This window comes from Pseudomonas sp. RA_105y_Pfl2_P56 (assembly GCF_963970845.1).
Taxonomy (GTDB): Bacteria; Pseudomonadota; Gammaproteobacteria; order Pseudomonadales; family Pseudomonadaceae; genus Aquipseudomonas; species Aquipseudomonas baetica_A.
The window spans coordinates 1-19162 of record NZ_CAXAPL010000053.1; the positions used below are offsets into that span (position 1 = coordinate 1).

The 19162-nt window shown below is 59.4% G+C and carries 17 protein-coding genes; 12 read left to right on the top strand and 5 right to left on the bottom strand.

From position 1 onward, the window contains the following. Positions 1–194 precede the first annotated feature (194 nt). Positions 195–602 (top strand): acyl-CoA thioesterase, encoded by a 408-nt coding sequence (locus AACY11_RS25470; protein ID WP_339495995.1) that lies wholly within the window; start codon positions 195–197, stop codon positions 600–602. A 127-nt stretch (positions 603–729) separates the two neighbouring features. On the opposite strand, the gene AACY11_RS25475 is transcribed toward AACY11_RS25470, so the two are convergent. Then, on the bottom strand, positions 730–2538 hold the full coding sequence (locus AACY11_RS25475; RefSeq protein WP_339495996.1) for a cation:proton antiporter: 1809 nt from the start codon (positions 2536–2538) through the stop codon (positions 730–732). Between the two features lie 107 nt (positions 2539–2645). Here AACY11_RS25475 and xerD point away from each other — a divergent pair, with 107 nt between their 5' ends. From xerD to AACY11_RS25510, 7 genes are all read left to right on the top strand, one after another. Then, the gene (xerD, locus tag AACY11_RS25480) at positions 2646–3542 is read left to right on the top strand and encodes a site-specific tyrosine recombinase XerD (protein ID WP_339434031.1); all 897 of its coding nucleotides are present in this window, start codon (positions 2646–2648) and stop codon (positions 3540–3542) included. 173 nt (positions 3543–3715) lie between these two features. Next, positions 3716–4447, top strand: coding sequence for a bifunctional protein-disulfide isomerase/oxidoreductase DsbC (dsbC, locus tag AACY11_RS25485; protein ID WP_339434032.1), 732 nt, complete (start codon positions 3716–3718; stop codon positions 4445–4447). A 131-nt stretch (positions 4448–4578) separates the two neighbouring features. Further along, complete coding sequence (locus AACY11_RS25490; RefSeq protein WP_221729884.1) at positions 4579–5883, top strand: homoserine dehydrogenase; 1305 nt, start codon at positions 4579–4581, stop codon at positions 5881–5883. 102 nt (positions 5884–5985) lie between these two features. Continuing rightward, entirely contained in the window at positions 5986–7395 is a 1410-nt protein-coding gene (gene thrC / locus AACY11_RS25495; protein WP_339495997.1) for a threonine synthase, read from the top strand. Positions 7396–7514: 119 nt separating this feature from the next. Further along, on the top strand, positions 7515–8888 hold the full coding sequence (locus AACY11_RS25500) for a transporter substrate-binding domain-containing protein (protein ID WP_339434034.1): 1374 nt from the start codon (positions 7515–7517) through the stop codon (positions 8886–8888). 117 nt (positions 8889–9005) lie between these two features. After that, on the top strand, positions 9006–9413 hold the full coding sequence (locus AACY11_RS25505; RefSeq protein WP_221729881.1) for a response regulator: 408 nt from the start codon (positions 9006–9008) through the stop codon (positions 9411–9413). A 164-nt stretch (positions 9414–9577) separates the two neighbouring features. After that, positions 9578–9859: a DUF3509 domain-containing protein gene (locus tag AACY11_RS25510; RefSeq protein ID WP_221729880.1), complete on the top strand. Its 282-nt coding sequence runs from the start codon at positions 9578–9580 to the stop codon at positions 9857–9859. Positions 9860–10032: 173 nt separating this feature from the next. On the opposite strand, the gene AACY11_RS25515 is transcribed toward AACY11_RS25510, so the two are convergent. Both AACY11_RS25515 and AACY11_RS25520 read right to left on the bottom strand, forming a co-directional pair. Beyond that, positions 10033–10986: a TIGR02285 family protein gene (locus tag AACY11_RS25515; RefSeq protein WP_339495998.1), complete on the bottom strand. Its 954-nt coding sequence runs from the start codon at positions 10984–10986 to the stop codon at positions 10033–10035. Beyond that, a complete protein-coding gene (locus AACY11_RS25520) occupies positions 10940–12139 on the bottom strand; it encodes a CaiB/BaiF CoA transferase family protein (RefSeq protein ID WP_339466171.1) in 1200 nt (399 codons plus the stop codon). Before AACY11_RS25520 ends, AACY11_RS25515 begins: the two co-directional genes overlap by 47 nt. Before the next feature lie 146 nt (positions 12140–12285). Here AACY11_RS25520 and AACY11_RS25525 point away from each other — a divergent pair, with 146 nt between their 5' ends. The 3 genes from AACY11_RS25525 to AACY11_RS25535 all read left to right on the top strand — a co-directional run bounded on the left by AACY11_RS25525 (position 12286) and on the right by AACY11_RS25535 (position 15964). After that, on the top strand, positions 12286–12828 hold the full coding sequence (locus tag AACY11_RS25525; RefSeq protein WP_007908961.1) for a YaeQ family protein: 543 nt from the start codon (positions 12286–12288) through the stop codon (positions 12826–12828). A 55-nt stretch (positions 12829–12883) separates the two neighbouring features. Further along, on the top strand, positions 12884–14593 hold the full coding sequence (gene recJ, locus AACY11_RS25530) for a single-stranded-DNA-specific exonuclease RecJ (RefSeq protein ID WP_339495999.1): 1710 nt from the start codon (positions 12884–12886) through the stop codon (positions 14591–14593). 264 nt (positions 14594–14857) lie between these two features. After that, positions 14858–15964, top strand: coding sequence for an NADH:flavin oxidoreductase/NADH oxidase (locus tag AACY11_RS25535; RefSeq protein WP_339496000.1), 1107 nt, complete (start codon positions 14858–14860; stop codon positions 15962–15964). 112 nt (positions 15965–16076) lie between these two features. Here AACY11_RS25535 and AACY11_RS25540 read toward each other — a convergent pair whose 3' ends face one another. After that, positions 16077–17705 (bottom strand): glucan biosynthesis protein D, encoded by a 1629-nt coding sequence (locus tag AACY11_RS25540; protein ID WP_339434039.1) that lies wholly within the window; start codon positions 17703–17705, stop codon positions 16077–16079. A gap of 404 nt (positions 17706–18109) precedes the next feature. Between AACY11_RS25540 and AACY11_RS25545 the strand changes: the two genes are divergently transcribed. Continuing rightward, positions 18110–18295, top strand: coding sequence for a hypothetical protein (locus AACY11_RS25545; RefSeq protein WP_221729874.1), 186 nt, complete (start codon positions 18110–18112; stop codon positions 18293–18295). Positions 18296–18355: 60 nt separating this feature from the next. Here the strand turns inward: AACY11_RS25545 and AACY11_RS25550 are convergent, their stop codons facing one another. After that, entirely contained in the window at positions 18356–18868 is a 513-nt protein-coding gene (locus AACY11_RS25550; RefSeq protein WP_339496001.1) for a BRO-N domain-containing protein, read from the bottom strand. Positions 18869–19162: the final 294 nt, after the last annotated feature.

The following is a 19162-nucleotide window of genomic DNA, read 5'->3' on the forward strand; positions in this document are numbered from 1 at the left end:
CTCGGAGCCCGCCAGTTGATGGCGCTAATGGGCTGAAAGGCCTTTTTTCGTCTGTTGCCCGCACAAAAACAAACGCCCCGAACAAGTCGGGGCGTTTTGTTGGGCCTTCATCAGTGTGTTTTCACACGGTCTGTTCGGGTGGCTTTTTTGTTGTCTGCAATTTATCCACAGCATTTTTATTTCAGGCCATAACCATGACCCCCCGTGACCAGGAAATCGAACGCCGTACCGAGCTCTCGGTGACCCGTGTAACCAAAGCCGTGTTCCCGCCGACCACCAACCACCACAACACCCTGTTCGGCGGCACCGCGTGGATGGACGAGGTGTCGTTCATCACCGCCACGCGTTTTTGCCGTTTGCCGCTGGTGACGGTGTCTACTGACCGCATCGACTTCAATCATGCAATCCCGGCCGGTTCCATCGTCGAACTGGTGGGGCGAGTAATCAAGGTCGGTAACACCAGCCTCAAGGTCGAGGTGGAAGTGTTTGTGGAAAGCATGAGTTGTGACGGGCGCGAGAAGGCTATCCATGGGCAGTTCAGCTTTGTCGCCATCGATGATGACAAACGACCGGTGCCGGTGCTGCCGGGGTTTGCGGCCTGATCCACTTCCGAGCCGCGCCATTCGCGAGCAAGCCCGCTCCCTCACTGGATCGAGGTCTCCTGTGGGGGCAGGCTTGAACTGGATCGAGGTTTCTTGTGGGAGCGGGCTTGCTCGCGAATGCGTCAGGTCAGGCGCCGCTGGTTAAAGGCTGGATCAACGCCAGCAGCGTCCACCCCGATCCCGGCTTCAAAGCGGTCTCCGGCGTCACCACATGCACCCATCCGCTGTCATCGCGCATGAACAACAACGTGGCGCGATTGCCATGCAGCGCACGGTAATCCTCCCAGCCAAAGCCGTCCGTCAGCGTCGTGCTATACAGCTCGGCACCCTGACCCATCTGGCCGGCCAGTTTGGCGTAGGTCAGTGCCTCGCTGCCCAGTTGATTGCCGCGATGCTCAAGACTGGCGCGGTGCTTGTCGCTGCGACGGCTTTCCTGACCGCTGGCCAGGCCAAACAGGCGCTGATGCCCGAAATCATGGCGAAAGCGCATGGCTGCCAGCGTGTTGAGTTCGCCCGACGGCGACAACGCCAGCAAATGCCCCAGGCCAACCAGATCCAGATGCGCATCGGCATGCTGCGAGGCCGGATTACCGAAGTACGTCGGCAAACCCTCCATGCGCGCTGCACGAATGTTTTCCCAGCTTGAATCGGTCAGCAACACTCGGCTACCCAATTGTTGCAACGACTTGCCCAAAGCCCGGGCCGGCCCATTGGCGCCGACGATCAGGAAACCACTGGGCGCCGGCTCCGCGACGTTGAGCAAACGCGCCAACGGTCGCGCCGTTGCGCTTTGCAGCACGACGGTGCCGATGATCACCGCGAAGGTCAGTGGCACCAGCAACAGCGCACCTTCATGTCCGGCTTCATCCAGGCGAATCGCGAAAATCGCCGACACTGCCGCCGCGACAATCCCGCGTGGGGCGATCCAGCACAGCAATGCCCGCTCACGCCAGTTCAGGCTAGACCCCGCGGTGCTCAGCACAACGTTCAAAGGTCGGGCGATCAACTGGATGACCAGCAGCAGGATCAGCACCAGCGGCCCGAGCCCGATCAAGGCGTTCAAGTCCAGCCTTGCGGCGAGCAGAATGAACAGCCCGGAAATCAGCAACACGCTGAGGTTTTCCTTGAAGTGCAGGATGTGCCGTACATCCACGCCTTTCATGTTGGCCAGCCACATGCCCATTAATGTCACCGCCAGCAGGCCGGACTCATGCATCACCTCGTTGGAGACAATGAAAATTCCCAGCACCGCCGCCAGCGAAGCGAGGTTGTGCAGGTACTCCGGCAGCCATTGCCGCCGAATGACCGTGCCGAGCAACCAGCCTCCGGCAACCCCGAACGCCGCGCCGCAGGCAATCACCCCGCCAAAGGTGAACAGGCTCTGCTTGAGGCCATGGCCTTCGGCACTGGCAATGATGAAGCTGTAGACCACCACGGCGAGGAGGGCGCCGATCGGATCAATGACGATGCCTTCCCAGCGCAGAATGTTGGCGATCGAGGCTTTGGGCCGCACCACTCGCAGCATTGGCACAATCACCGTGGGGCCCGTGACCAGCGTCAGGCTGCCGAAGAGGATCGCCAGCATCCAGTCGAAGCCGAGCAAAAAGTGAGTGGCGAGCGCAATGACAATCCAGGTCGAGAGGGCGCCGAGAGTCACCAGTCGATGGACGACGCTGCCGATTTCTTTCCATTCCGACAGGTGCAGCGTCAGGCTGCCCTCGAACAGGATCAGCGCCACGGCCAGCGATACCAGTGGCATCAGCAGCGGCCCGAACATTTCCTGCGGATCGAGCCACCCCAATACCGGGCCGACCAGAATGCCGGTCAGCAACAGAAACAGAATCGCCGGCAGCTTCAGGCGCCACGCCAGCCATTGGCAACCTAGCGCCGCTGCGCCTATCCCGCCAAATGCCAATAGAATTTGCTGCTCGTTCATTGATGCTCCCTGTTCCTTGAAATTGCGGGCTATGAAAGACTAGCGCCCATTCCTACAGTTCACTCTACATTTGCGCGCAGTCGTTGAACTGTGTGCCTTGAGCGCCCATGCCTGCCATCGACCATCCACTGATTGACCAATTCCTCGACGCCTTGTGGCTGGAGAAGGGCCTGTCCGACAACACCCGTGGCGCCTATCGTAGCGACCTTGCGCTGTTCAATGGCTGGTTGCAGGAGAAAAACCTGGAGCTGATCAACGCCGGCCGTGAGTTGATCCTCGATCATCTCGCCTGGCGTCTGGAGCAAAACTACAAACCGCGATCCACTGCGAGATTTCTCTCCGGCGTACGTGGGTTTTATCGTTATCTGCTGCGCGAAAAGCTGATCACAGTCGATCCGACATTGCGCGTCGACATGCCGCAACTCGGCAGGCCGCTGCCCAAATCCTTGTCGGAGGCCGACGTTGAGGCATTGCTCAAAGCACCGGATCTGAGCGAAGCCATCGGTCAGCGTGACCGCGCCATGCTGGAAGTCCTGTATGCCTGCGGCCTGCGGGTAACCGAGCTGATCAGCCTGACCCTGGAGCAGGTCAACTTGCGCCAAGGCGTATTAAGGGTGATGGGCAAGGGCAGCAAAGAGCGGCTGGTGCCGATGGGCGAGGAGGCGATTGTCTGGGTCGAGCGCTATATGCGTGACGGGCGTGCAGAACTGCTCGGCGGGCGCCCCAGCGATGTGCTGTTTCCCAGCCAGCGCGGTGAGCAGATGACCCGGCAGACGTTCTGGCACCGGATCAAACATCAGGCCAAGGTCGCCGGGATCGGCAAATCGCTGTCGCCGCACACCTTGCGGCACGCGTTCGCCACGCACCTGCTCAACCACGGCGCGGATTTGCGCGTGGTGCAGATGTTGCTCGGTCACAGTGATCTGTCGACCACCCAGATCTACACTCATGTGGCGCGGGCACGGTTGCAGGATCTGCATGCCAAACACCACCCGCGTGGCTGAACAAACAATCGATGTGCAAGCAATTGCATCCGCCTGTGCGTCTGGCGACAGGCGCATTCGGCCACCGTGACCTTATGTGTTAGGCTTTGCCGGTTTGCACGATGGACGGTTATGACCCGGTGTTCCGGCCCGGGCGTTCTGACCGTTCCATTTGTCCGCCCTCAGGAGTTCTCATGCGTCTGACCCAGATTTTCGCCGCCGCCGCCATTGCGTTGGTCAGCACCTTTGCCGTCGCCGATGATGCGGCTGACAAAGCCATTCGTAAAAGCCTGGAAAACCTCCAGCTCGATGTTCCGGTAGACAGCATTTCCGCGAGCCCTCTGCCTGGCATGTATGAAGTCAAGCTCAAAGGCAGCCGTGTGCTGTACGCCAGTGCCGATGGCCAGTACATCGTTCAGGGCTACCTGTTTCAGCTCAAGGACGGCAAACCGGTCAACCTGACCGAGAAGACCGAGCGCCTGGGCATCTCCAAACTGATCAACGCCATTCCGGTGGCTGAAACCGTGGTTTACCCGGCCGTGGGCGAGACCAAATCGCACATCACCGTGTTCACTGACACCACTTGCCCTTACTGCCACAAGCTGCACGCCGAAGTGCCCGAGCTGAACAAGCGCGGCATCGAAGTGCGTTATGTCGCGTTCCCGCGTCAGGGCCTGGGCTCGCCGGGTGATGAGCAACTGCAAGCCGTGTGGTGCTCCAAAGACAAGAAAGCGGCCATGGACAAAATGGTCGATGGCAAGGAAATCAAGGCCGCCAAGTGCGCGAACCCGGTTTCCAGACAGTTCGCCCTCGGTCAGTCGATCGGCGTGAACGGTACACCGGCCATCGTTTTGGCCGATGGGCAAGTCATTCCGGGCTATCAGCCTGCGCCACAAGTCGCCAAACTGGCGCTGGGCGCGAAGTAATTCGCATCGTCACGGTCAGCCTTTGACGATCATGGTCCGGTAGCCGCATCGCCGGGCCATTAATAGAGAGCCGCGAGCACGCGGTTGTTTTCCGGCCGACCCTGAGTCGGCCGTTTCATGGGGAGTTCACAGTGAATCCGGTCAAAGTAGGCATCTGTGGGTTAGGGACCGTCGGTGGCGGTACCTTCAACGTACTTCAGCGCAACGCCGAGGAAATTGCTCGTCGTGCCGGGCGTGGGATCGAAGTGGCACAAATTGCCATGCGCACGCCAAAGCCTCAGTTCCAGACGACCGGTATTGCGATTACCAACGATGTCTTCGAAGTGGCCACGAACCCTGAGATCGACATCGTCATAGAGCTGATGGGCGGCTATACCGTTGCCCGCGAGCTGGTACTCAAGGCCATCGAGAATGGCAAGCATGTGGTCACCGCGAACAAGGCACTGATTGCCGTTCACGGTAATGAAATTTTCGCCAGGGCACGCGAGAAAGGCGTGATCGTGGCGTTTGAAGCCGCGGTGGCCGGTGGCATTCCGGTGATCAAGGCGATCCGTGAAGGCCTGTCCGCCAACCGCATCAATTGGGTGGCCGGGATCATCAACGGCACCGGCAACTTCATCCTCACCGAAATGCGCGAGAAGGGCCGTACGTTTGAAGACGTATTGGCCGAAGCTCAGGCGCTGGGTTACGCCGAAGCCGATCCGACCTTCGACGTCGAAGGCATCGACGCCGCGCACAAGCTGACGATTCTGGCTTCCATTGCGTTTGGCATTCCGCTGCAGTTCGACAAGGCTTACACCGAAGGCATTACCAAGCTGACCACCGCTGACGTCAACTACGCCGAAGCACTGGGCTACCGCATCAAGCACCTCGGCGTGGCGCGCAGTACGGCTGCGGGCATCGAGTTGCGCGTACACCCGACGCTGATCCCGGCCGATCGCCTGATCGCCAACGTCAACGGCGTGATGAACGCGGTGATGGTCAACGGTGATGCTGCCGGTTCGACCTTGTTCTACGGCGCCGGTGCCGGCATGGAGCCAACGGCCTCTTCGGTCATCGCCGACCTGGTGGACGTGGTTCGCGCCATGACCAGCGACCCGGAGAACCGCGTCCCGCATCTGGCCTTCCAGCCAGACTCACTGTCGGCCCATCCGATCCTGCCGATCGAAGCCTGTGAAAGCGCTTACTACTTGCGCATACAAGCCAAGGATCACCCGGGCGTACTGGCTCAGGTGGCGAGCATTCTGTCGGAGCGTGGCATCAACATCGAGTCGATCATGCAGAAGGAAGTCGAAGAGCAGGACGGTCTGGTGCCGATGATCCTGCTGACCCACCGCGTGGTCGAGCAGCGCATCAATGATGCGATCGCAGCCTTGGAAGCCCTGGCCGGCGTCAACGGTCCGGTTATGCGGATCCGCGTCGAACACTTGAATTAACAGCAGCAAGCTTCAAACTTCAAGCTGCAAGTAAAAGCAGAGGCGCTTTTCACTTGTAGCTTGAAGCTCACCGCTTGTAGCCCAAACCGAAGGTTTGCCCTTATGCGTTACATCAGTACCCGCGGCCAGGCACCGGCCCTGAATTTCGAAGACGTCCTGCTGGCTGGTCTTGCCACCGACGGTGGTCTGTACGTCCCGGAAAACCTGCCACGTTTTACCCAGGAAGAAATCGCTTCCTGGGCAGGCCTGCCGTATCACGAGCTGGCCTTTCGCGTCATGCGCCCGTTTGTAACCGGCAGCATTCCTGACGCCGATTTCAAAAGGATTCTTGAACAAACCTACGGTGTGTTCTCGCACAGCGCCGTCGCGCCGCTGCGTCAGCTCAACGGCAACGAATGGGTCATGGAGCTGTTCCACGGCCCGACCCTGGCGTTCAAAGACTTCGCCTTGCAACTGCTCGGTCGTCTGCTCGACTACGTGCTTGAAAAGCGCGGCGAGCGTGTAGTCATCGTCGGCGCCACCTCCGGTGACACCGGTTCGGCCGCCATTGAAGGCTGCAAACACTGCGAAAATGTCGACATCTTCATCCTGCACCCGCACAACCGTGTGTCCGAAGTGCAGCGTCGCCAGATGACCACGATTTTCGGTGAGAACATTCATAACATCGCCATCGAAGGCAACTTCGATGACTGCCAGGAAATGGTCAAAGCCAGTTTCGCCGACCAGAGCTTCCTCAAGGGCACGCGCCTGGTGGCGGTGAATTCGATCAACTGGGCGCGGATCATGGCCCAGATCGTTTACTACTTTCACGCTGCCCTGCAGTTGGGTGGCCCTGCGCGTTCGGTATCGTTCTCGGTGCCGACCGGCAACTTCGGCGACATCTTCGCCGGTTACCTGGCGCGCAACATGGGCCTGCCGATCAATCAGTTGATCGTCGCCACCAACCGCAATGACATCCTGCACCGCTTCATGAGCGGCAATCAGTACGTCAAGCAAACCCTGCACGCCACGTTGTCGCCGTCGATGGACATCATGGTGTCGTCGAACTTCGAACGCCTGCTGTTCGACCTGCACGGTCGCAACGGTGCAGCGATTGCCGGTTTGATGGATTCGTTCAAGCAGGGCGGTGGTTTCAGCGTCGAGCAAGAGCGCTGGACCGAAGCACGTAAACTGTTCGATTCGCTGGCCGTGGACGATGCCCAAACCTGCGAAACCATCGCCGAAGTCTATGCGCAGACCGGCGAACTGCTGGACCCGCACACCGCCATTGGCGTGAAGGCCGCACGCGAATGCCGTCGCAGCCTCGACATCCCGATGGTGATCCTGGGCACGGCGCATCCGGTGAAATTCCCGGACGCGGTAGAGAAAGCGGGTGTAGGAAAAGCGCTCGAACTACCTGCACACCTTTCTGATTTGTTTGAGCGAAACGAACGCTGCACCGTTCTGCCAAACGAGCTGAAAGCCGTGCAGGCCTTTGTCAGCCAGCATGGCAACCGCGGCAAGCCGCTTTAAACCTGCAAAGCTGTCACATTTTGAAGCCCGTCTCCTGACGGGCTTTTTTGTTTCTGCTGCCACACTGCTCGGGTTTTCACCCTCGAAGGACGGGTGAGTCGATCACGAAGGAAGTGGCAATGCTGTTTTATAGAGGTTTGAAACCGGCACTGGGCTGGTTGTGCTTGTTCGGATTGCTGGGAGTGATGCACGGCAGTGTGGCCGCGCAATTGGCGTTGCACGATGACGCGGTGGGCCTCAACGTTCAGCCCATCGAACTGGACGCACATGAGCGCCAGTGGATTCGCGACAACCCCACGGTGACGGTCGCGTCGGTGCAGTACCCGTTGTATCTGTTTCAGGATGAGCATGGTCAGTGGAGCGGCTTGAACAACGATGTGCTCAAACGCGTCACGGCGATGACCGGGTTGCAGTTTGTGCATCATGAGTCGTTTTCCACGGATCACATGCTTGAGCGCCTCGAGAGCGGGGCGGCGGACATCAGCACAACGCTGGCCGTAAGCGACGAACGCAAGGCGTTTCTTGATTTCAGTCACGCATTCGGCGGCGCGGGCTGGGTATTTGTCGGGCGCGCCGGGGCACCCTCGGTGGAGTCCCTGGAGCAACTGGCCAAGCGAGTGGTGGTGCTGCCCGCCAGGCATGCACTGGAAGACGTGATCCGACGTGATTACCCTTCAATCGAAATCCGCTCGGTCAAAACCTACGCCGAAGCACGGGCATTGGTCGAGAGCGGCGAGGCCTACGCGACGATCGAAAACGAGATCGGTGCACAGCTTTATCCGTTGGGGTTGCTCAAGGTCGGTGCACTGGTGGAAGGCAAATGGGAGGCTGATCATCTGGCGGTACGCAAGGGCATGCCGGAACTTTTGAGTATTCTCAACAAGGCATTGGAGGCGTTCCCTCCTGCCGAGTTACGCGCCATTCGCCTCAAATGGCTGGAGGGCATTTCGCCGGCGCCCATACCGTCGGTGTGGCAGCGGATGATCGAATGGGGCTGCTGGGTGATGGGTGGGCTGGGTGTTTTCGGCCTGTTGTCGCTGGTATGGAATCGGCGCCTGACGGCGGTGATCAAACAGCGCAGCGAGGCGGAAAAGGTGCTGGGCGATCAACTGGCGTTTCAGCGCGCGCTGATTGATTCCATGCCTGATCCGATGTTTGTCCGAGATCTGCACGGTCGACTGATCATGTGCAACCGCAGCTACGAGGAGGCTCTTTCGGTTCGGCTGGATCAGGTGCAGGGGCGTTTGCTGATCGAGATCGATGTGTTGCCCGAAGCGACCGCCCTGATGCTGCACGACGAGTTCATCGTGCAACTGAGCACACGCAAGTCGCGCTTCAGTAAACGCCAACTGCAATTCAAGAATGGCCCGCGCGAGGTCTATCAGTGGACCGTGCCGTTCTACAGTGCCGACGGCCAGTTGCGTGGACTGCTGGGCGGCTGGACCGACATCACCCAGCGTAGGACGGAGAGCGGGTGCCGATGTCTGCAGTGAAGATGGGAAACTTCCTATAAGACGCGGCTACTTTTCCTATGGGAGGCTTAAGACGGCTGCCCTAGAGTGAGCGACAACTGCGGTGAGAGTCCGCGATTGTCGTTCCGGAGGTCGCCCATGCGCTCGCTTAAAGTTCTGATTCTTGAACCCAATCCGTTTCAGCTGATGGCATTGCATCAAATGCTCAATGCCATCGGCATCTATGACGTACTGACCGCACCGTCCCTGGCGTCGGCCCTGTGTTCACTGGGCCACCGCGGCGTGGTCGATATTGCCATTTGCGATCCGCAACTCAAGGGCGGCGATGGCCTGGCTCTGATTCAGCATCTGGCGGTACAGCGTGAAGCCCGTGCGCTGATCCTGCTGGGGGCGGTCGCGCCGAGTCTGCTGAGCGATCTCGAGCCGTTGCTGCGCGAGCATCGGTTGCGATTATTGGGGCGCTTGCAAACGCCGGTCTCGGCAGTGCTGATGAGAGGTTTGCTGGACGGCTACCTGATCGCTGCTTCGCAGCCTGTCGGGGTCTGAAGGGCACGGTTATTTTTCTGTCATCTTCACCGTGCATGCTCTGACAGACCGGTGACGCTGCAGTGCTTGCGACCGGCATGCAGAACTTTCTTCTCGGGCCGGTGGTCATTTACTGTGGACACGCCCCAGACACAATGTTTTCGGACTATTGAGTGGAGATCGAGATGGAAAGTATCAGTCTATTGCTCGGTGAGGCTCTGAGCCCGTATCAGGTTTCGTTGTCTCCAAGCGGTGCCCAGGGTGAATGCCTGGTGACCTTGAAGAACAGCAGCGGCGCCATTGTCGTGGAACGCCCATTCAATCAGGCACAACTGACCGACAAGCGTCAGTTGACCGATGTCGTCGATGGTTTGCACCGTGACGTCCTGATTGCCGAAGGGCGCCTGGAGCCCTGCGTGATCGCGGCCTTGCGCAATGCGGCGCTGGACAAGCGTGCGGCGCTCTGAAAATGAAATGTCTCTTGTGGGAAACTTCCTGCATCTCTGTCAGTCAGACCTCGTAACAGCAGGATCAAGCATTGTGCTCCGGTGCTTGTCGCTTGCTGCTACGGGTCTTTATTACGGGCCACGTTTAACCCCGAGTCGTCTCCCCACTTCTCGGGGTTTCTTTTGTCTGCCGTTTACTGCGCGGCCTGCTGTTCGAAGAACAGCCGTGCCTGTTCCAGATAATCGGCCTGTTGCTTGGGGTCAAGCCACGCGGCGTACAGCCGATTGAGATGTTCGTGGGGCAGGGTGCGTAGCAGTTGGTTGATCTCGCCGATGGCCTGACGCCCCATCGTGGTGTCGGAACAGGCGATATAACCTGAGAGATATTTTCCGACGCCCTGGATCGGATAAAACTCCAGCTCATCTTCGGCAATCTGCGCCTGCTTCGCCTGATAGCGGATTTCCGGCCAGTAACCCAGCACCACCTGCAACCGGCCCAGACGCTGCATCGACAGCAGATTGGCCAGCGCATCATTGCCGTAATGCGCAGTCAGCGCGCCGCTGGGCGCTTGATGCAGGATAGTGTCGAGAAACTCGCCGTAGCTGCGTTCGGCGACAACGCCGACCTTCCTGTTGCCATTCGCGAGTAGCGCAGACAGATCAACCTCGCCATTCACCAGATAGGGTTCAAGCACCGCCCGATCCTGCCGACGAACCACCAGACCATTGCTCACCGCGCGAATCGCAGGGATCGAATACGCAACCGACTGCGCGCGTACCTGGTTCCATATCAGCGCGGGGTCACAGGCGAAAGGGTTGTCATGGAGCATCTGCAAGCCACGGGCGCGATTGACCCGCATCAGCGTATGTTCGTATTGCGGCATGCCAGCGATCAGCATCGGCAGCAACTGATCGATCACCCCCTGGCCCTTTTTCGGACCTTCGAAAATGGTCATCGGTGGCAAGTCGCGCAGTAACCAGATCAGCGTAGGTTTTGCCTGCGCCCAAGCGGGCAGGGTCAGCAGAAACAACAGACCGAACAGGCGCCACGTCCATCCGTGGCGGGAGCGGTTGGCGTCCGATGCCTGTCGGTGCTTCAGCTTAAATGGCTCCGTCTTCGCGCAGTTGGGCGATCTGCTTTTCGTCATAGCCAAGATCGTGGAGTACCTGCGCATTGTGTTCACCGAGTTGCGGTCCGACCCATTCGGAGGAGCCCGGTGTCTCTGAGAGTTTGGGCACGATACCCGGCATCTTGAAAGATTTGCCGTCCGGCAGTTTGGCAGACAGGAACATTTCCCGAGCCAGGTACTGCGGATCACTGAACATGTCTTCGGCACTGAAGATCCGGCTGACCGGTACGTCAGCCTGATTGAGCAGGTCGAGCACCGATTGCAGCGGCAGCGAATTGACCCAGCGATCGATCACGCCATACAACTCGTCGCGGCGATTGTCGCGACCGTCGTTGCTGGCCAGTGTCGGGTCATTGGCCAGATCTTCACGGCCGATGATCAGCATGAAGCGCTTGAAGATTGCATCGCCATTGGCGCCGATCTGCACATGTTTGCCGTCGGCGCTGGTGTGGATCGACGACGGCGTGATGCCGGGCATGATGTTGCCGGTGCGTTCACGGATAAAACCGAACACATCGAACTCCGGCACCATGCTTTCCATCATGGCGAAGATCGCTTCGTACAGTGCCACATCGACCACTTGGCCGAGCCCGCCGTTGACCTCACGATGACGCAGCGCCATCAACGCGCCGATCACGCCCCACAGCGCGGCAATCGAGTCGCCGATGGAGATGCCGGTACGCACCGGCGGCCGATCCTCGAAACCGGTGATGTAGCGCAACCCCCCCATGGATTCGCCGACGGCGCCGAACCCCGGCTGATCCTTCATCGGCCCGGTCTGGCCGAAGCCGGAGAGGCGCACCATCACCAGTTTCGGGTTCAACGCGTGCAGGATGTCCCAGCTCAGACCGAGTTTTTCCAGCACACCGGGGCGAAAGTTTTCGATCAGGATGTCGGCTTCACTGAGCAGTTTTTTCAGGATCGCCAAGCCATCGGGATGCTTGAGGTTGAGGGTCAGCGACTTCTTGTTGCGCGCCTGAACGAACCACCACAACGAGGTGCCCTCGTACAACTTTCGCCATTTGCGCAACGGATCACCGCCGTCCGGCGATTCGATCTTGATGACTTCGGCACCGAACTCGCCGCAAATACGCGAGGCAAACGGCCCGGCAATCAATGTACCCAGTTCGATGACTTTCACGCCGCTGAGCGGCTTGTTGGTAAACGGCATGCTGAATCCTGTAGGACAAGGTTGAGCGGATACAGCGTTTTAGCATAGCCGGCTGTCAGGCGCCGCAGGTTGATCGCCATCAATTCGATGATTGCCTACCGCATCGGTTAGACTTGCCGACTTTCCTCGTATCAAGAAGCCCGTTCATGGCCCAGCCTTCGACCACTTACAAGTTTGAACTGAACCTCACCGACCTCGACCGCAGCGTCTACGAGAGCGTCAAGCAGACCATCGCCCGTCACCCTTCGGAAACCGAAGAGCGCATGACTGTGCGGCTGCTGGCCTACGCCCTCTGGTACAACGAGCAGTTGTCGTTTGGCCGTGGTCTGTCAGACGTGGATGAACCTGCGCTGTGGGAAAAGAGCCTGGACGATCGTGTTCTGCACTGGATCGAAGTCGGCCAGCCCGACGCCGACCGTTTGACCTGGTGCTCGCGTCGCACCGAACGCACCAGCCTGCTGGCCTACGGCAGCCTGCGCGTGTGGGAAACCAAGGTGATCCCGGCGATCAAGAACCTTAAAAACGTCAACATTGCCGCCGTCCCGCAAGAAGTGCTGGAAACCCTGGCCAAGGACATGCCCCGCGTCATCAAGTGGGACGTGATGATCAGCGAAGGGACGATTTTCGTCACCGACGATCGCGGTCAACACGAAGTCCAGTTGCAATGGCTGCAAGGTGAGCGCGGCTGATCCTGCGTTGTCATCTGATTAATCCCACGTATTCAAGAGAAGTCTCCGTCACCCCATGCGTATCGAACCTCGTCAACTGCCTGCCACTCTGCCTTTTCTCGGTGACCTGCCGCCGCTGCTGACCCGCTTGTATGCGGCGCGGGGCGTGCAATCCGAGGCGGAACTGGACAAGAGTCTGGCGCGGTTGATTCCGTTCCAGCAACTCAAGGGCATCGATGCGGCAGTCGATCTGCTGGTGACAGCGCTGGAGCAACGCCAGCGCATCCTCATCGTCGGTGATTTCGACGCGGACGGCGCCACGGCCAGCACGGTGGGTATGCTCGGTCTGCGACTGCTGGGTGCCGCTCATGTCGATTATCTGGTGCCGAATCGCTTTGAATACGGTTACGGCCTGACCCCGGAAATCGTCGAAGTTGCCATGACTCGCGAGCCGCAGTTGCTGATCACCGTCGACAACGGCATTTCCAGCGTTGAAGGCGTGGCCGCTGCCAAGCGTCATGGGCTCAAAGTGCTGATCACCGACCACCACTTGCCCGGCGATGAACTGCCGCTGGCCGATGCGCTGGTCAATCCCAACCAGCCAGGCTGCGAGTTCCCGAGCAAGGCGCTGGCCGGTGTCGGGGTGATTTTCTATGTGTTGATGGCGTTGCGCGCGCGCCTGCGCAGCCTCGGCTGGTACGAAAGCAAGCCGCAGCCGAACATCGGCGAGTTGCTTGATCTGGTCGCGTTGGGCAGTGTCGCCGACGTTGTCCCATTGGACGCCAACAACCGGATTCTGGTGCATCAGGGGCTGGAGCGGATTCGCGCCGGGCGTGCGCGGCCGGGGATCAAAGCGATCCTTGAAGTGGCCAAGCGTGATGCGGCTCGCATCACCTCCACGGATCTGGGTTTCATCGTCGGCCCGCGCCTGAACGCCGCCGGGCGCCTGGATGACATGAGCCTGGGCATCGAATGCCTGCTCACCGCCGACGCCAACATGGCCCACGAAATGGCCGCGCAACTGGACGGTATGAACCAGGATCGCAAAACCATCGAGCAAGGCATGCAGCGCGAAGCGCTGGCCCAGTTGAAGGACTTGCCCGTTGAATCGATGCCGTTCGGTCTGTGCCTGTTTGATCCGGAGTGGCACCAGGGCGTCATCGGCATCCTCGCCTCACGGATGAAAGAGCGTTATTTCCGTCCGACCATCGCCTTCGCCGATGCTGGCGATGGTTTGCTCAAGGGCTCGGGGCGTTCAGTGCAAGGCTTCCATATTCGTGATGCCTTGAGCGTGGTTGCAGCGCAGCATCCAAACCTGATTGCCAAATACGGCGGCCACGCAATGGCAGCCGGCCTGACCTTGCCGCAGGAGAATTTTCCGTTGTTCGCTGAGGCATTTGACGCCGAAGTGCGTAGGCAACTTCGCGAAGAAGACCTCACCGGGCGCATGTTGTCGGACGGCACGCTGGCGGTTGAAGAATTCCACCTTGAGCTGGCCCGCGCCCTGCGCCATGCCGGGCCTTGGGGTCAGCACTTTCCGGAGCCACTGTTTCACGGTGTATTCCAGTTGGTCGAGCAGCGGGTCGTCGGTGAGCGACACTTGAAAGTGGTACTCAAAAGCGAGTGCGGCTCGGTGAAACTCGACGGCATCGCCTTCGGTATCGACCGCGACATCTGGCCGAATCCGACGATCAAATGGGTCGAACTGGCTTACAAGCTCGACGTTAACGAGTTTCGTGGCAATGAGACCGTGCAACTGATGATTGCCCACATCGAACCGCGCTGACCCCTTCGCGAGCAAAGTCGCTCCCACAGGTCCGGTGTTTTCCTGGTGGAGCGAGCTTGCTCGCGAAGGCGGACTTTCCCACACGGAATGACTCTGAACCCTCCCGCATCCCCGGTTGTCGACTAGGCTCTAAGCACTGCTTGATTGGCCTTGTGACGTCTTGTCGTTTTTTGCCCGCGGGGGCGGGTGCTGCATCTCTTCCTGTCACTCGACGACTATTCAAACAGAACCCTGGAGCCTGCCCACTGATTTGAGAGGTGCCCCATGAGTCTGCTGCTTGAACCCTTTACTCTGCGCCAACTGACCCTGCCCAACCGCATCGCCGTGTCGCCCATGTGCCAATACTCCAGCGTCGACGGTCTGGCCAACGACTGGCACCTCGTACACCTTGGCAGCCGCGCCGTGGGTGGCGCCGGGCTGGTGTTCACCGAAGCCACGGCGGTGACGGCCGACGGTCGGATCACCGCCCAAGACCTTGGCCTGTGGAATGACGAACAGATCGAACCACTGCAACGTATCACTCGTTTCATCACCTCGCAGGGCGCGGTCGCCGGCATTCAACTGGCTCACGCCGGGCGCAAGGCCAGCACCCAGCGACCCTGGATCGGCAAGCACGGCAGCGTCAAACCGGATGATGGCGGCTGGACACCGGTCGGGCCGTCGCCGATTGCCTTTGATCCGCAGCACACGCAACCCAAACAGCTCGATGAAGGGCAGATCGCCGAAGTCATCCAAGCCTTTGTCGATGCCGCAGAACGCGCGCTGACAGCGGGTTTCAGTGTGGTTGAGGTTCACGCCGCGCACGGTTATCTGCTGCACCAGTTCCTGTCGCCGCTGAGTAATCAACGGCGCGATCAGTACGGCGGCTCGTTCGAAAACCGGATTCGTCTGGTGCTGCAAGTCACTGAAGCGGTACGGGCAGTCTGGCCAGAGGAACTGCCAGTGTTTGTCCGTGTGTCGGCCACCGATTGGGTTGAGGACGGCTGGAACCCTGACGAAACCGTTGAGCTGGCGCGGCGTCTTAAAGCATTGGGTGTGGACCTGATCGACGTTTCCTCGGGTGGCACGGCAGCCAACGCCGAGATTCCTGTCGGGCCGGGTTATCAGACGCGCTTCGCCGAACGCGTGCGCAAAGAGTCAGGCATCGCCACTGGCACTGTGGGAATGATTACCGAACCTGCGCAGGCCGAGCACATTCTGCGTACCTGCCAGGCCGACATCATCTTCCTCGCCCGCGAGTTGCTGCGTGATCCGTACTGGCCGTTGCACGCCGATGATGATCTGGGCGGACGCAAAGCGGTGTGGCCGGCGCAGTATCAGCGTGCGACCCATCGTGATCAGCCGATTCATGAGTCTGATTTGCGCGATTGAGTGCGTCGCTGACATGCAAAAAGCCCCGGCCAGTGAGGGTCGGGGCTTTGTTTTTTCTGTTGGCGGCTGTTTTGCCAGTGCTGCCGTCTTCGCGAGCAGGCGCCTCAAACCCTCAAGGATACTTACGCTTGTCCGGCGCCGGCGGGAAGTACTGGTACAGCCAGGTCTCACTCAACGTGCGGTCATTGGTACGAATGAACAACCGCAGTTCCACGGGCTCCACGCTGTCGTTGGTCGGGTACCAGTCGAACAGGATCCGGTAACCCTTGATGTCATCGAGCACCAACACGCTGAAGTCCTGCACCTTGCCGTTGGAGCAGGTGATGACCGGTTCGATCCCGGTGCCCTGCGGCAGGCGATCCAGACCGCCACCAGTGAAATCCACGGCGAAACGGCGCGCCCAGACCGGCGGATAATGCTCGCCCGGTGCCCAGCCTTCAGTGAATCCGCCCATCCCGGAACGGGTCGCCTGCACCCGCGCCAACGGCGTGCTGACCGGTGGCAGGGCACTCCAGTAAAGCTTGTAGCCATAGTTCAGCGAATCACCGGCGGCCACCGGTTTCTTCGGCGTCCAGAACGCGACGATGTTGTCGAGGGTCTCGCCGGTGGTAGGGATTTCCAACAGATCGATAGAGCCTTCGCCCCATGCGGTCGTCGGTTCGACCCACAGGCTCGGACGTTTGCTGTACCAGTCGACGGTGTCCTGATAGTTGGCGAATTCATGGTCGGTTTGTACCAGACCAAAACCTTTAGGGTCCGTGTCGGCAAATGCGTTGAACTGCAGCGTCGCCGGGTTGTTCAGCGGACGGCAGATCCACTCGCCGTTGCCGCGCCACATCGCCAGGCGATCCGAGTCATGGATTTGCGGGTGGATGGTGTCGCACATGCGGCGCTCGTGGGTGCCGCAACTGAACATGCTGGTCATCGGCGAAATGCCCAATTGTTCGATGGCCGTGCGTGCGTTGATATGCGCGTCGATTTCCATCACCACGCGTTCGGCCTGGCAATCGATGTCGAAGCGATAGGCGCCGGTCGCGCTCGGCGAGTCGAGCAGGGCATAAACCACAAAATGCGTGGCGTTCTGATCCGGTGTCTCGAACCAGAACTGGGTGAAGTCAGGGAATTCTTCGCGCTTCCTGGCATAGGTGTCGATCGCCAGACCACGCGCCGAGAGGCCATATTGGCCAGTCGCGTCTACTGCACGGAAATAGCTGGCGCCCAGGAACGACAGCACGTCATGACGATCCAGTTCCGGCGCCTTGAACAGCTTGAAGCCGGCGAACCCCAAATCGCCCTTGAGCTGCTGAGTGTCGACCGAAGTGTTCTCGTAGTTGAACAGCGCCGGGCGGAAATGCACCTCGCGGGCGGTACGGGTCTTCGGATCGACGCTGTGCATGCGCACCGGTTGGCGAAAACCCATGCCGACGTGGAAGAACTGCACGTCCAGTTGACCCTTGTTCTCCTTCCACAACGAATGCTCGCCGTCGTAGCGGATCGCGTTGAAGTTTTGCGGGGTCATGGTCGCCAGCGTCGGCGGCAGCACCTGTTTGGTGTCCTGGTAGGCACTGCCGGCCAATTGTTTGGCCTTGCGCTTCAGGGCTTGGAAATCGAAGGCTTGTGCGTCGCCATCAGCGACGTCACCGCTGGCGGCCCAGGCATTCGCCGCCAGCAGGCCTGAGGCTGAAAGACCGGTGTAAGCCGCAATGGCCATGGACGCTTTAAGCAAATTCCTGCGGTGCATAAATACAACCTGTCGTGTGCAATCCCGCGCCGTTCCTGGCACGTGCTGGATCAGAAAGTACGGTTCGGACAAGCCTTCGGCCAAACGCTGCGGACTATAAACAGATGCCGGCTAGCTTAAACCGTTCGATTGTCGAGCAAAAATGATTGATTACGAGGCTCAGTCTGGCAATGAAACAAGACATGTCGGTATTTTTTCCGACGGCACTTTCTGATTTACAGGGCATTTCTGCTTTTTTCGACTAATTACTCTAAAAAACCCTTTTCAGCACCGATTAAATTTCTATTCTATGGACATGACCGGTCGCGAACCTTCAGACCGGTGGGGCACACGACGCTGCTGAAAGGGGCAGGGCGATGTGGTGGTTGAGCAGTTCTTTGACGTATTAGAGAAGGACATCGTCCATGGCAAAAATACAAGGCATCACTGACATGTTGGGCATCTTTCCCTGCCTTGGCAGCGGTCGCAAAAGGCGTAGGCTCAGCTCTGATGAGTTGAAACTGTTGGAGCGTTATCGGGAGCTCTCAGAGAGCGACCGGATCGCCATGCGGTATCTGGTGGATGCGATGAGGAGTGTTTCGCGGTTTTAACGTTGGGATAGCCTGTGGCGAGGGAGCAAGCGCCCTCGCCACAGTTTTTTTGGATGGATTTCAGCTACAGGTTCCCAAAACCGGATACGGCTGTTGGCCGTGCATCAACTCCGGCACGTCACGCCATTTGACCCACGCCTGCTGCTGCCAGTGAAGCAGAGGGACGGTGACCCCAGCCCAGTTAACCGAACTCAGGCTCGGGCCGTTCTGCACAGGCGTTGCCATGCTTTCGCGCAACATCGGAATTACTTCATGGCTCAGCCATTGGCGCAGATTGCGGTTTTGCGGCACGAAGTGATGGACGAGCAGGGCGTACAGGCCGGACTCGCTGACCGTCGCGCAATCGACGATTTCGCCGTCCTTGCGCATGAGGACGTTGCGACGCTGGTCGGGATCGAGTTTCAGAGTGAGGTGTTCGTTCAGCGGATAACCCATCAGGCGACCGAGATCCTGGACGCAGAACCAGGCTTCGTGGTCTTGCATGAACGCGTGGAGGAAGCGGTTGTGGCGGGTGAAGACGGTGGGGGTGAAGTGCGGGTGGGTTTCAGGTGGATTTGGCGTGTGCTTAGGCATTTCTGACTCCATGTTGAAATGAGAGTCGCCACGAATCCTTCGACAGATTTTGGGTGGCGAACCGTGTGGCGTTCGAAGTCGGAACATTCTCGATCAACATGGAAGCCGAGAGGCCCGCACCACACGATCCGCCATAACGCGAAACTGAAAGGCAAAAAAGCCCCGGTCTCTATGGAGGACGCAGTTGCGCCAAGTTGATGATGTTCCGGCTTCGACCCCGGGCCGCTGATTTGGCAGCGACGGGACAAAGCCTATCGGTCAGGCGCTAGCGGCGCCAAGTCTACTCTGTCGACG